The sequence below is a fragment of the Streptomyces sp. NPDC087901 genome, from assembly GCF_044742205.1.
In the GTDB taxonomy this organism is placed as follows: domain Bacteria; phylum Actinomycetota; class Actinomycetes; order Streptomycetales; family Streptomycetaceae; genus Streptomyces.
On the sequence record NZ_JBIUUC010000009.1, the window covers coordinates 210411 to 222523 of the forward strand.

13 protein-coding genes and 1 riboswitch are annotated in these 12113 nt (G+C 68.6%); of the genes, 9 read left to right on the plus strand and 4 right to left on the minus strand.

The genetic code is table 11. The annotated features are described in order from the left end of the window. The first annotated feature begins 125 nt into the window (after positions 1 to 125). The 4 genes from ACIOEW_RS26550 (at position 126) to ACIOEW_RS26565 (ending at position 3326) form a co-directional block, all read left to right on the plus strand. Complete coding sequence (locus tag ACIOEW_RS26550; protein ID WP_037829197.1) at positions 126 to 434, plus strand: putative quinol monooxygenase; 309 nt, start codon at positions 126 to 128, stop codon at positions 432 to 434. A gap of 267 nt (positions 435 to 701) precedes the next feature. After that, entirely contained in the window at positions 702 to 833 is a 132-nt protein-coding gene (locus ACIOEW_RS26555) for a hypothetical protein (RefSeq protein WP_267882646.1), read from the plus strand. Positions 834 to 1493: 660 nt separating this feature from the next. Continuing rightward, a complete protein-coding gene (locus ACIOEW_RS26560) occupies positions 1494 to 2051 on the plus strand; it encodes a type 1 glutamine amidotransferase domain-containing protein (RefSeq protein ID WP_037829196.1) in 558 nt (185 codons plus the stop codon). Between the two features lie 81 nt (positions 2052 to 2132). Next, positions 2133 to 3326: an alcohol dehydrogenase catalytic domain-containing protein gene (locus ACIOEW_RS26565; RefSeq protein ID WP_037829193.1), complete on the plus strand. Its 1194-nt coding sequence runs from the start codon at positions 2133 to 2135 to the stop codon at positions 3324 to 3326. A gap of 972 nt (positions 3327 to 4298) precedes the next feature. Here the strand turns inward: ACIOEW_RS26565 and ACIOEW_RS26570 are convergent. After that, positions 4299 to 5264, minus strand: a complete 966-nt coding sequence (locus ACIOEW_RS26570) for a pirin family protein (RefSeq protein WP_401966445.1) — start codon at positions 5262 to 5264, stop codon at positions 4299 to 4301. 142 nt (positions 5265 to 5406) lie between these two features. On the opposite strand from ACIOEW_RS26570, the gene ACIOEW_RS26575 reads away from it, so the two are divergent. Both ACIOEW_RS26575 and ACIOEW_RS26580 read left to right on the plus strand, forming a co-directional pair. Beyond that, positions 5407 to 5763, plus strand: coding sequence for a tetratricopeptide repeat protein (locus ACIOEW_RS26575; RefSeq protein WP_362552226.1), 357 nt, complete (start codon positions 5407 to 5409; stop codon positions 5761 to 5763). Between the two features lie 72 nt (positions 5764 to 5835). Beyond that, positions 5836 to 6345, plus strand: coding sequence for a GNAT family N-acetyltransferase (locus ACIOEW_RS26580; protein WP_401966447.1), 510 nt, complete (start codon positions 5836 to 5838; stop codon positions 6343 to 6345). A 136-nt stretch (positions 6346 to 6481) separates the two neighbouring features. Here ACIOEW_RS26580 and ACIOEW_RS26585 read toward each other — a convergent pair whose 3' ends face one another. Further along, a complete protein-coding gene (locus ACIOEW_RS26585; RefSeq protein ID WP_401966448.1) occupies positions 6482 to 7261 on the minus strand; it encodes a CbtA family protein in 780 nt (259 codons plus the stop codon). A gap of 29 nt (positions 7262 to 7290) precedes the next feature. After that, a complete protein-coding gene (locus tag ACIOEW_RS26590) occupies positions 7291 to 7506 on the minus strand; it encodes a CbtB-domain containing protein (RefSeq protein WP_362552234.1) in 216 nt (71 codons plus the stop codon). 45 nt (positions 7507 to 7551) lie between these two features. Further along, a riboswitch (adenosylcobalamin (AdoCbl) riboswitch) is annotated at positions 7552 to 7645 on the minus strand. A 124-nt stretch (positions 7646 to 7769) separates the two neighbouring features. Between ACIOEW_RS26590 and ACIOEW_RS26595 the strand changes: the two genes are divergently transcribed. Continuing rightward, positions 7770 to 8390 carry a histidine phosphatase family protein gene (locus ACIOEW_RS26595; RefSeq protein WP_401966451.1) on the plus strand — a complete coding sequence of 207 codons (621 nt, stop codon included), beginning with the start codon at positions 7770 to 7772 and terminating at the stop codon, positions 8388 to 8390. A gap of 71 nt (positions 8391 to 8461) precedes the next feature. Here the strand turns inward: ACIOEW_RS26595 and ACIOEW_RS26600 are convergent, their stop codons facing one another. Next, complete coding sequence (locus ACIOEW_RS26600; protein WP_401966454.1) at positions 8462 to 10345, minus strand: glycoside hydrolase family 15 protein; 1884 nt, start codon at positions 10343 to 10345, stop codon at positions 8462 to 8464. A 105-nt stretch (positions 10346 to 10450) separates the two neighbouring features. On the opposite strand from ACIOEW_RS26600, the gene ACIOEW_RS26605 reads away from it, so the two are divergent. Further along, positions 10451 to 11053, plus strand: a complete 603-nt coding sequence (locus ACIOEW_RS26605) for a TetR/AcrR family transcriptional regulator (protein ID WP_401966457.1) — start codon at positions 10451 to 10453, stop codon at positions 11051 to 11053. Positions 11054 to 11184: 131 nt separating this feature from the next. Further along, the gene (locus ACIOEW_RS26610) at positions 11185 to 12108 is read left to right on the plus strand and encodes a TauD/TfdA dioxygenase family protein (protein WP_401966459.1); all 924 of its coding nucleotides are present in this window, start codon (positions 11185 to 11187) and stop codon (positions 12106 to 12108) included. Positions 12109 to 12113: the final 5 nt, after the last annotated feature.

Below are 12113 nucleotides of genomic sequence, written 5' to 3' on the forward strand. Positions count from 1 at the left end.
CCAAAGCCTCAAGCGCTAGGAGTGATGCGGGGAGCGGCGAGCAGTGTCAGACGTTCGCCGAGGCGACCGTAGCGGCGTTCTGATCATCGACAGCGCGAACCGAGCAAAGGAAGAGGGGACCCAAGATGGCAACGCAGGTCAAGAAAGCGCTTCTGGTACGCCTCGAAGCACTGCCCGGCAGGGAGGACGACGTCCGCGACTTCTTGAACCAGGGGCTGTCGATCGTCGAGGGGGAACCCAAGACCGTCAGGTGGTTCGGAATCCAGTTCGGGCCCTCATCGTTCGGGATCTTCGATGCCTTTCCCGACGACGACGGGCGCCAAGCGCATCTGGCGGGTGAGGTCGCGAAAGCACTCGGTGAGAACACGGGTGAGCTCTTCGAGGAGCCCACGATCGAGCAGCTCGATGTCGTCGTGGAGAAGCGGCCCGCGTAGAGCACGTGCTAGCCGCGGGGCGGCGTAGAGCAGCCCAGTGGCCATAAGCCAGACCGCAGACGATCGTCATCGGTACTCCGCCGAAGTGAGCAGACGCCCGGCGGCGACAGTAGAAGAAGGCCCGCAGATCCTGGCTGGTGGCAAAGGGGCGCTGGGTGCACGACAGCGTCATGTGTTCCACCGTGGGCTGCTGCGGCCCAGCGGCCACGACCGGGCGTGGTCCCTTGGTGTCCGCCAAGGGGCCGCCTCGACCTCGCCCGGAGCACCGTGCGCACTCGCCTGCGTGCGGTCTTCAAGGACGTCGAGCGCATCATCCGAGCCCATCCACCGGAGCTGTTCGCCTCCACTGCGGGCACGGCGCCGGTCAGGCGCAAGCGCAACGTCGTCGTCTGGGAGTGACCCCACCGGCCCTCTCGCTCCGTGCGGGTCCCGCCGGCCGTCGGCGTTGCGCACAAAGCTCTGAACGGGATGCAGGCGACGTTGAGGCAGACGCTGCCCCGATACCTGACCTCGACAGCGGCGGTGCGCAGGCCCAGCTGGGAGGCACGTCCGGCGGCTGTGTACCCGTCGGGCACGCCCCGGTAGGACGACTTCGAAGCACGCGCCCGTGGGCATCGCCTTCCGATGCGCGACGACGGTCCGACGGCCAAGTGACCGGTTGTGGTTTGGCGTGGGCCGGGCATACCTCAGCGCCTGCCAAGTTTCCGGCGCGTCACCGGCCACGCCTAGAAATTTGACCCTTTTGACATGTCTTGCGGGAGTGGGACAGTGTGAGTGGTGATGTCGTTATGTGCGGCACCCCGTCCACGGTGATGCGCCCACCCGACCATGGGACGGACCAGGCCAACGTCGGCAGCTGTGCGGGTTGATCGAGCAGGACGAGGTCAAGCCGTCCTGGATCGTCTCCTAGGAGCTGTCGCTGGACCAGGCGGCCTACCAGCACTTCGGCCAGCGCGAGGACGGATGGACCAAGGCCCTCCTCCACCTCGACGACAGCTGAGCGGCGGCAGCACGGACCCGAACCGATCCCCCGCCGACCACCGGAAGGAACCACGCACCATGACCAACGAACTGCACGGCAGGAAGGTCGCAATCCTGGCCACGGACGGCGTTGAGCGCGTCGAACTCGAAGAGCCTCTCGGCGCACTGCTGGGCGCTGGAGCGCAAGCCGAACTCCTCTCCCTCCACACCGGCGAGATCAACGCGCGCCAGATGGACATCGACCCGGCCGGAACCTTTACCGTGGACAAGAAGGTCGCTGATGCCCGCGTGGGCGACTACGAGGCACTCTTGCTGCCCGGCGGCACCATGAACCCCGACCAGCTGCGCACCGACCCCGACGCCGTCGCCTTCGTGAGGGAGTTCGTGGAGACGGGGAAGCCCGTTGCCACCATCTGCCACGGACCTTGGATTCTGGCGGAGGCTGGCGTGCTGCGCGGTCGCCGCCTCACTTCTTGGCCCAGCATCCGTACTGACCTGCGCAATGCCGGCGCCGAGGTCGTCGACGAGGAGGTCGTGATCGACCGCCAGCTGATTTCCAGCCGGAGCCCGCAGGACCTCCCTGCCTTCTGCAAGGCGATCATCGAACGCTTCGCCGCCGCACTTCAACCCGCCTGATCGGGAGGAGTCACAAGCCACCGAAATGACATCCGGCACTCCCACGGCCGAGTCCCCCGTGGATCAGCAGAGGAGATCGTCATGGCGAGCAGCAACCGCGCCGTCACCTTCCAGAACCCGAAGGACATGCGCGTCGAGTCCCTGGACTTCCCGAAGCTTCAGATGCCGAACGGGAAGAAGGCCCCGCACGGAGTCATCCTCAGGATCGTCGCCACCAACATCTGCGGGAGCGACCTGCACATCTACCGCGGGTCCTTCCCGGTGCCCCAGGGCATGGCAATGGGGCACGAGATGACCGGGGAGGTCATCGAGGTCGGCCCCGACGTCGAGTTCCTCAGTGAGGGCGACCTCGTCTCCGTCCCGTTCAACGTCGCCTGCGGCCGATGCCGCAACTGCAGGGCACGCCGGACCGACGTCTGCGAGACCACAAACCCCAAGGTGGCCTGCGCGGCGTACGGCTTCAACCTGGGCGACTGGACCGGCGGCCAGGCCGAGTACCTGTTCGTCCCGTACGCCGACTTCCAACTCCTGCGTTTCCCGGACAGGGACCAGGCCATGGCGAAGATCCGTGACCTGGCGCTGCTCTCGGACATCCTGCCCACCGCCTTCCACGGTCTCATGGAGGCCGGTGCCAAGCCGGGCTCGACCGTGTACCTCGCCGGTGCCGGCCCGGTCGGCCGCTGCGGCGCAGCAGCGGCGCGCCTCCTCGGGGCGTCCTGCATCATCGTCGGCGACTACCACCAGGACCGCCTGGAGCTGATGAAGAAGAACGGCTGCGAGACGATCGATCTGAGCCAGGACGCAGCGCTCACCGACCAGATCGAGGCCATCCTGGGCGAACCCATGGTCGACTGCGCAGTCGACTACGTCGGCACCGAGGCACACGGCATTGGCCGCGAGGCCGAGGACATGGACCCGGCCCACGCCCTCAACCAGGTAATCGACGCCACCCGCGCGGGCGGAGCCACCGGAGTCATCGGCGTCTACGGCCCCGACCCGCTCGCGAAGTCGAAGGCCGAGCAAGAGGGAACGTATCCGATCGACTTCGGCAAGGCTTGGATCAAATCGCCGCGGATAGCCGCCGGGCAGGCACCGATCATGCACTACAACCGCGAGCTGATGATGGCGATCCTGTGGGACCGCATGCCCTACTTGAGCGCCATGCTCAACACGAAGGTGATCAGCCTCGACGACGCCCCCGACGCCTACGCGACCTTCGACACGGGAGTGTCCGAAAAGTTCGTCATCGACCCCCACGGCCTCATTCCCGCCTGAGGCCCTCCCTCATCCGCCCCTGCGAACTCAAGCTTCACCGTCTCCCAGGAACTCGGCCTGGACGAAGCCCTCACCGCCTACGAGCACTTCGACGCCCGCGATGAGGGCTGGACCAGGTAGTCCTGCGCCCCTACGGACACGGCGACGGCCATACGCGGTAAGGTCCCCTGGGCCACCATCCCACCTTGCCCCCGGGCCAAACCGGCGGAGGTGCGACCGCCTGGTCAGCTCGATTCGAACCAGCGGCACCCCTCGGTCTCCACGCCGGCGGGACAAACGGTAGACGCCTCCTCCGCCAGCTTCAGGCCGTGTATTCGACAGACGGGGTCGGGCTTTGTTCATGAGTGTGGATTCTGGCTCAACTCGCGCGGTTCGAAGAGCGAGTGCCTGCTTCGGGAGTCTGATCCACCGGCCTGACCTACGAAACGCCGCAAACGGCTCCACCCAGAAGCCGACGCGCCGCCCAGATCACAGAAGTTGAGCCAGAGCCCCAGATGTGACAGCAGTTGCTGACGAAGTAGGGAGGCAACCGCCCCCAGGACGGCGGTTGGACGGTGCGAACGAGCGCGCGGTTCTCGCGCCGACGTCCCCTCCGCCACAGCCACGTCAATTGTGGGATCCCTTCAAACGAAACATCGCTCTAGACCTGGTTCCGGCCTGACTCCCTGGCAGAGCGCAGGGAGCCGGGCGGCCACAACTCATTGCCCCAGCAAGTCTGCCGCTCCAGGACTGGTCGGTGTGGGGTCGGGAGCACGCCTGGACGAATCGTGGTCAGCTGACCACGCGTCAGTAGGGTCAGCATTGGGTCAGCATTGGTCCGACTAGACCTGCGCACACACGGCGACACTTGCGCCTGACAGCCAGCCCCGGACCGTATCGCAGAGCAAACTTGCAGCAGCAAGTCACACTTAACAGTCGGGTGCGGTCCGCGCCCCCACTTCCGCAGACCTCTGGATCACTACAAAGCCCTGCTCAGCGAGTACGACCCCGCGGCTTCAAGGGCCCCGGCGGTAGCTCCGGGGCGGAGAGCCGCGCCCCCGCATACCCGTTCACATCACCAAACCTCACCCCCTTCACCCAGTCCTCGCGTGCCCTGCTGATATCGTCGTGGGATCTGGCGATGAAGTTCCACCACATGACGATCTCCTCCTCGAAGGGCTCACCACCCAGGAGCATCAGCCCCGCCTCGGACTCCGCGCGCAGGGGGAGCTCCGTGCGGCCGCAGCCGAGGTAGAGCATCGAGCCGGGCAGGACGGGGACGCCATCGACCTCTGCCTCGCCGGACATCGACAGCACGGCGTACTCGAAGTCGGGATCCAGCGGGAGGCGCGCTTCGGCTCCGCGGCTCAGGGCGAGGTCGGCGCCGACGATCGGGGTGTACGCGGTACCGGGCGAGGTGGTGTCGTCGAGGGTGCCGAGGATGACCGTGGCCGTGAGGCCGGGGGCGATGACGGTCGGCAGGTCCGTGTGGTGCTGGAAGTGGGGTTCGACGTGACGGTGGGCATCGGGGAGGGCGACCCAGAGCTGCGCGCCGTGCAGCATTGCGGCGTGCGGCCTGGGGCTCTCCTCGGAGTGACTGATTGCGCGGCCGGAGGTCATCAGGCCGAGCTCGCGCGGGCGGATCGTCTCCAGGCTGCCCAGGCTGTCGCGGTGCAGGACCTCACCCTCGTGCAGCCAGCTGACCGTCTGCAGTCCCATATGAGGGTGCGGCGGCACCTGCATCCCGGGTTCGTCGGCGATGTCGTCGGGGCCGTAGTGGTCGACGAAGGCCCAGGCCCCCACCATGCGGCGGCCCAGATTGGGCAGCAGTCTGCGGACCTCGGTGGACTCGCCGAGCTGGACGTGGCGCGGGGTGAGGAGTTCACGTACGGGTTCGGCGACGACGAAGCCCCGCCCTCCACAGACGGAGAGTGCGGCCTGGCGATCGAGATTGCTCATGGCGCTCAACCTATTCCCGTGCGGCTCCGCGCGGGCAGCGCCCACGCCGAATATTTAGTGGAATGTTAAACCACCTATGGGTGTTGTGGCGTGTGGATGCGTACGGGAACGGCCCGGCGGCACCCAGGACCGAGGAGGTCACATGAGCGACACCTACTACGAGTTCGGTACCGCCGCCGAGCGCTGGGACCGTGCGCAGTTCTTCTTCGGGTCGAAGGAGTACACGATCGCGGCCCGGATTCTGGGCGGACTCGTCGAGGAGGTGCCGGAGCAGGTCGCGCCCCGGTTGCTGCTGGCCCGGGCCTACTACCACTCTGCGCGGCTCGTCCGGGCCGAGACGGAGCTGCGCGAGGTGCTGGAGCGCGACCCCGTCGAGCAGTACGCACGGCTGATGCTCGGCCGCACGCTGGAGCGTCAGGGCCGACAGGCCGAGGCGGACACGCAGCTGCGGCTGGCGGCCGCGCTGTCCGGGGACTTCACTCCGGCCGGTGGCGCCTGACCGCCGTACGCACCGGGCCGCACCCGGAAATCCGGGTGCGGCCCGGCGGCACCGCGTGATACTCCACAGGGCATGACCGACCTCGTCACCCCACGCCTGCGCCTCCACCCGATGACCGTTGCCGATGCCGAGCAGGTGGCGGCGGGCCGGCCGGCGGACGGTGCGCGCTGGGCTCCCGGCTACCCCTGGCCCGGGGAGATGGCGGCGGCCACACGCTTCCTCGAGACCTGCGCGGCCACCGGCGACCCCAGTCCGTTCGCGAATTACGGGATACAGCGCCGCGAAGACGGGCTGGTCATCGGCGGAGTCGGCTTTCACGGGGCGCCCGACGAGAAGAGGCACGTCACCATCGGGTACGGACTCGTGGAATCGGCGCGCGGCATGGGGTACGCCTCCGAGGCGCTTCGCGTACTGCTGCGGTTCACCCGCGACCGGGGCGTCGCATGCGTGCACGGGGACACCGATCTCGACAACATCGCCTCCCAGCGCGTCATGACCGCAGTGGGCATGCGCCTCGTGAAGGAGGACGCGTCGCTGAAGCACTACCTCATCGACTGGGACGAACCCGCCGGGCCGGAGTGAGACTCCTCGGTACGCGGCGGAGCCCGCCGGGATCTCCCGGCGGGCTCCGCGCGTGCCGTCGACGCGCTGTACACGTCCTGCCGCACACGTCACGCCGCTCGGGCCCCGGAGTGCGGCCCGGTGGCCGCCCCCGGACTCAGCCTGCGACGGGGGCCGGGCGGTTCGCCTTGCCGTCCTCGGCCGTGACCGCGCGAGGCCCCGGCACCAGCAGCCGTTCGGTGAGGTAGCCGAAGACCAGCCCGAAGGTGGTCCAGAGCGTGACCTGTACCGCGAGTGTGGCCAGCCTGAACTCCCAGAGGAGGGAGGCCGGGAAGTCCTTTCCGACCTCGTTGAACGAGGGCAGGAAGGCGTAGGCGAGCCCGATCACCAGCACATAGCCGGCTGCCGCCGCGATGGTGGCGTTCCAGTTGCCCAGACGCGGAGCGAGCCGCCTGCCGAGGATGACGGCGGCCACGGCCAACAGGATGCTGAGCGCGACCATCAGGAAGAACAACGCGGTGCGCCGGCCGATGGTGTCGGGGTTGCCGACGGCCGGCGGGTTCGCCGGGTACTTCAGGAACGGCACGATGTACACGGTCAGCAGGGCAGCTCCCGCGATCAGCGCAGCCGTCGCCCGGGGGCCGAACCGTCCCAGCCGGCCGAGGGCGTAACAGAAGACGAGCGCGGCGATGCCGCCGACGGCGATACCGAACACGAGCACACCGGTGGCGAGGCCGCCGGTGGCCTGCATGCCCCGGCTGACGAGTTCCTCGCCGCCGCCGTGGTCGTGACTGTGGCTGTGCGCCTCTTCGAGGGCGATGGCCGCGTCAACGCGTGACTCGCCGAGGAAGTACGCCACCGCGAGCGCGAACGCACCCGCGACGAGGCCGGCCAGCATGCCGCGGACCAGCAGAGCTCTGACAGATATGGAGTTCATGAGGGATTCCCCTGGATCAGCCGGATGGATCAGTGGCAGGGGAAACCGAGGAGGTGACGGCCGTCGTGGACCCACTCGTGCACGCCTTCGCCCGAGATGAGCGCGGTGGCGCCCTGCTCGGCCCCGACGAAGTACAGCAGGATCAGCATGACGATGCCGAGGAAGACCGCCCAAGGAGCAATGGCCTTGAGCGAGATGGGGGTGATGGCGGGTGCGACTGTGGCGGGGGCAGCAGTCTGTGCCATGGCAGAACCTCCTGAGGGAACACGCGTCCCGATCGTGGTACCTGAGACGAAGGTGCTGGGTCTGACTTCCCGTACAGGTACGGGTTCACAGTGGCGCGACCGTGCCGGATTCTCACCGGACTTCCGTCACACCCTCGTCGTGTCGTCGCGACCATACCGCCTGGGCGTGACCGCCGCCATGGTGCCCGTGGGTCTGCCTGAAGTCCCCGGATGCCATGGTGTGCTTGGCCACGTGGCCCCAGTTCAGGGAGTTGAGAGCGGGAATGACGGTACGGGTGATGTTGATCTCACCGGGGATGAACGCCGCACTGCGCGAGGCCCGGTTCGCCGGTGACGCACCCCTCGACGACGCCGGACTCGCGCAGGCACGAGCCGCCGCCGCCTCGGTGCCGGCCGCGGACCGGTGGCTGCGGGGGCCGTCCCGGCGCTGCACCGGAACCGCGGAGGCGCTCGGCCTGCGGTCGGCCGCCGAACACGCCTTGCGGGACTGGGAGATGGGCCGCTGGGCCGGTGCACGACTGTCGGAGGTGAGTGCGGGCGAGCCGGATGGGGTGGCGGCCTGGCTGGCGGATCCGTCGGCTGCTCCGCACGGGGGCGAGTCGCTGCTGGAGCTCTGCGCCCGAGTGGGCACATGGCTCGACTCCCTGCACGAAGGTACTGCCGGCCGGGTGCGGGAGATGCCCGAGCCCGGCGCGCACAAGGACGGCCTCGGCCGGGTCCTGGGAGTGGCCGAGCCCGGCGTGGTCCGGGCCGCGGTCGTCCATGCACTGGCCCTCCCGCCGCAGGCGTTCTGGCGGCTGGACGTGGCCCCCCTGACGGTGACGGAGCTCAGCGGCAGGTCGGGGCGGTGGAACCTGCGCTGCGGCCGGCCGCTCGTACCGTAGGCGAGGATCTGACGTCCGCGTCCGGGAGCGGCAGGCACCGCGCGCCAGGCGGCACCCGCCCCGCGGGAGTCCTACCCCGCTCCTCCGTCCCCGCGCGCCGCATTGAGCCTCGCATCCAGGGTGATGGCGGCGTCGATCAGGGCCAGGTGCGTGAACGCCTGCGGGAAGTTGCCCAGTTGACGCCCCGTGAGGGCGATCTCCTCCGAGTACAGGCCCAGATGGTTGGCGTAGGTGAGCATCTTCTCCAGGACCAGCCGGGCCTGGTCGGTGCGTCCGGCCCGGGCCAGGGCGTCGACGTACATGAACGTGCACAGGGAGAAGGTTCCCTCCGAGCCGCGCAGGCCGTCGGGTGAGGCCTCGGGGTTGTAGCGGTAGACAAGGCTGTCGCTCACCAGCTCGTGTTCCATCGCGTCCAGCGTGGTCTTCCACATCGGATCGTCCGGAGTGATGAAGCCGACCGTCGGCATGCGCAGCAGGGACGAGTCGAGCACGTCGTTGCCGTAGTGCTGGACGAAGGCCTGCTTCTTCGGGTCCCAGCCCCGGTTGAGCACCTGCTGGTAGATCGTGTCACGCGCGTCCACCCAGCGGCCGCGGGCCGCGGGGCGGCCGTCGTCGTAGGCGATGCGGACGGCGCGGTCGAAAGCGACCCAGGACATCACGCGGCCGTAGGTGAAGTCCTTCCTGCCGCCACGGGTCTCCCACAGCCCTTCACCGGGCTGGTCCCAGTGATCGACCAGCCAGTCGAGAAGGGTGTGCAGTGCGGTCCAGCCGCGCGTGTCCAGGTGCATTCCGTGCTGGTGCGCGAAGTAGATGCTGTCGAGAGCCTCACCGTAGATGTCCAGCTGCAGCTGGCTCGCCGCTCCGTTGCCGATACGGACCGGGGCGGAGCCCCCATAGCCCTCCCAGTGACCCAAGGTCTCCTCGACGAGGTCGGAGGAGCCGTCGACGCGGTACATGATGTTCAGTGGCCCGGTGCCGCCTTCGTGGCCGGCCTCTTCCTTCACGCGGTCGTGCAGCCAGCTGATGAACGCCCTTGCCTCCTCCCGGAAACCCAGGCCCAGCAATGCGTACACGGAGAACGACGCATCACGGATCCAGGTGAACCGGTAGTCCCAGTTGCGCTCTCCGCCCAGCTGCTCGGGCAGTCCCGCCGTGGGAGCGGCCACCAGGGCGCCGGTGGGCGCGTACGTCATGAGCTTCAGTGTCACGGCCGAACGTTCCACCGCTTCCCGCCACCGCCCCGCATAGGTGGACTGGCCGAGCCAGGAGCGCCAGAACTGGACGGTCTCGTCGAAGAGTTGCTCGAACTCCGCCACGGACACCTCGTGCGGCGGCCCGTCGGGGGACGACTCCAGGACCAGGCCGCGCTGCTGGCCCGCTTGCAGGGTCAGGGTGAAGCGCAGGTCGTTGTCGCCCGAGAGGATGTTCAGCAGCCGCTCGTCCTGCGGCTCGCGGACGGCATGGACCGCGAGGTTCATGTCCTGTGAGGTGAACAGGGCCCCGCGCTCCGTGATGTGCAGCTCGTGCGGTTTACGGCCGTAGTCGAAGCGCGGAGCGATCTCCCCCTCGAACGTCACGGTGCCCCGGACGCAGCGCAGCATGCGGACCAGACGGTGCCTGGCCGTCGCCGCCGTCCCGGTCACCGGCATGAAGTCGACCACCTCACCGGTGCCCGCCTCCGTCATGAAGCGCGTCACCAGGACGGCCGTGTCGGGATGGTAGAGCTGCTTGCTCGTGTAGGCGTCGGCGACCGGCCGGACAGTGAAGTGACCGCCCTTGCCGCGGTCGAGCAGAGCACCGAAGACACTGGGGGAATCGAAGCGCGGACAGCAGAACCAGTCGATCGTCGCGTCAGTGGTCACGAGAGCCGCGGTCTGCAGATCACCGATCAGACCGTGGTTCTCGATCAGGGGATATTCGTCCATTTTGCACCCCTTTCGGCGCCGACTGTCCATCGTATGCCGACGACGACACCCCGTCCTGCCGAGGCAATGAGGCGAGGTGGCGGCGGGTTGCGGGCACCGCACCGGCCGGGCCCGCCGGGACCGTAGGCTCTGCACATGAGGGAAACGCAGGCTGGCGGGGCCGTACGAGGACCGGGGCGGCCGCGCGAGGAACGGGTCACCGGGGCCGTCCTCGACGCGGTCGTCGGACTGGTCACCGAGCAGGGGATCGGGGCGGTCACGATGGACGTCGTCGCGGCCCGCGCCGGGGTGAGCAAGCCGGCCATCTACCGGCGGTGGCCCACTAAGCAGGATCTGATCATCGCCGCGGCGGAAACACGCATCGGCGTCCTTTCGGTGCCCGATCTGGGCGACTTCCGCGCCGAGCTCCGCTTCGTGCTGACCGCACGCCTGGAGGCGTACCGGCTACCTGGTTCGGACCGGCTGCTCGCGGGCCTCATCGGGGCCTCGGCCGATGCGGGAGCGGTGCGGAGTCAGTACGCGGAGTACACCGAGCGGATCACGAGCGAGACGAGGCGCATCCTCGAAAGGGGGATCGCCCGCGGGGACGTCGCCCCCGACACCGACGTCCGGGCCGCCGCCACCCTGGTGGCCGCACCCCTGGTCTTCCGGCTGATCGGCGAGCTGGAACTGCCCGACGCGCACTTCGTGGAATCGCTGGTCACCCTCGTCTCCCAGGCGGTCGGCGCGGGCGCCTGACGGCGTCCGGCCTCGGCTTCTCCGGCTCCGGCTCCGGCTCCGAATATTCATGCCCCACGCGCCTTGCCTCCCCATGCCCCAATAACGATACTTCCAGTAACGATTTTCTGGACCCTCGTTGTGGAGGACTCATGGACAGCGCCGTCACCACCCCCGCCCCCGCCCTCGACAAGCCGCTGATGCACTACGGGAAGCGCACGCTCGACCGCATGGCACCGGGCGCGGAGCAGCCCGGCTACCGGCTTCTGGATGTCCGCCCGCTCACACCGCACATCGGCGCCGAGATCGGCGGTGTCGACCTTGCCCGTGCGATCGGCGAGGAGCTCGCGAAGGAGATCCGGCTGGCTCTGCTGGAGTGGAAGGTGCTCTTCTTCCGTGATCAGCACGCCTTCGACCCGCAGGCGCAACTGACGTTCTCCGCCCTGTGGGGCGCACCGGAGCCCAACCCGTTCTTCCCCAAGGGCGACTCGGTCGGCGTCTCCCGCCTGGCCAAGGACGCCATGACCACCGGAAGCGAGAACATCTGGCACAGCGACCACTCGTTCATGGCCGCGCCCGCACTGGGCTCCGTCCTGCGCGCCGTCGAGGTTCCCGGCTCCGGCGGCGACACCATGTGGGCCGACATGTCGGCCGCCTACGACAACCTCTCCGCGTCCATGAAGGACCGGGTCGAAGGCCTCACCGCCGTGCACGACTGGGTGCCGAGCTGGGGCTCCCTGATGACGGCAGGTCAGCTCGCCGCCCATCGTGAGAACCTGCCCGCGGTGGAGCACCCCGTGGTCGTCCGCCACCCGCACACCGGCCGCAGGCTCCTCTACGTCAACGAGCCCTTCACGACCCGGATCGTCGGTCTGCCCGACCCGGAAAGCCGTGACCTGCTCGACGAACTCGTCCTCCAGGCGCGTATCCCCGAGTACCAGGTCCGCTTCCGCTGGCAGCCCGGCTCGGTCGCGGTCTGGGACAACATCGCCACCCAGCACTACGCGATCAGCGACTACTTCCCGCAGCGCCGCGTCATGGAGCGCATCGCGATCGCCGGCGCCCCGCTCTCCTGAAGGGG

What these genes read in the sequence shown, in the direction of transcription:
- ACIOEW_RS26580 (WP_401966447.1), top strand. Translation starts at nt 5,836, where the DNA reads ATGACCGACCTCGTCACCCCACGCCTGCGCCTCCACCCGATGACCGTT.
- ACIOEW_RS26565 (WP_037829193.1), top strand. Translation starts at nt 2,133, where the DNA reads ATGGCGAGCAGCAACCGCGCCGTCACCTTCCAGAACCCGAAGGACATG.
- ACIOEW_RS26575 (WP_362552226.1), top strand. Translation starts at nt 5,407, where the DNA reads ATGAGCGACACCTACTACGAGTTCGGTACCGCCGCCGAGCGCTGGGAC.
- ACIOEW_RS26585 (WP_401966448.1), bottom strand. Translation starts at nt 7,261, where the DNA reads ATGAACTCCATATCTGTCAGAGCTCTGCTGGTCCGCGGCATGCTGGCC.
- ACIOEW_RS26600 (WP_401966454.1), bottom strand. Translation starts at nt 10,345, where the DNA reads ATGGACAGTCGGCGCCGAAAGGGGTGCAAAATGGACGAATATCCCCTG.
- ACIOEW_RS26560 (WP_037829196.1), top strand. Translation starts at nt 1,494, where the DNA reads ATGACCAACGAACTGCACGGCAGGAAGGTCGCAATCCTGGCCACGGAC.
- ACIOEW_RS26550 (WP_037829197.1), top strand. Translation starts at nt 126, where the DNA reads ATGGCAACGCAGGTCAAGAAAGCGCTTCTGGTACGCCTCGAAGCACTG.
- ACIOEW_RS26605 (WP_401966457.1), top strand. Translation starts at nt 10,451, where the DNA reads ATGAGGGAAACGCAGGCTGGCGGGGCCGTACGAGGACCGGGGCGGCCG.
- ACIOEW_RS26590 (WP_362552234.1), bottom strand. Translation starts at nt 7,506, where the DNA reads ATGGCACAGACTGCTGCCCCCGCCACAGTCGCACCCGCCATCACCCCC.
- ACIOEW_RS26610 (WP_401966459.1), top strand. Translation starts at nt 11,185, where the DNA reads ATGGACAGCGCCGTCACCACCCCCGCCCCCGCCCTCGACAAGCCGCTG.
- ACIOEW_RS26595 (WP_401966451.1), top strand. Translation starts at nt 7,770, where the DNA reads ATGACGGTACGGGTGATGTTGATCTCACCGGGGATGAACGCCGCACTG.
- ACIOEW_RS26570 (WP_401966445.1), bottom strand. Translation starts at nt 5,264, where the DNA reads ATGAGCAATCTCGATCGCCAGGCCGCACTCTCCGTCTGTGGAGGGCGG.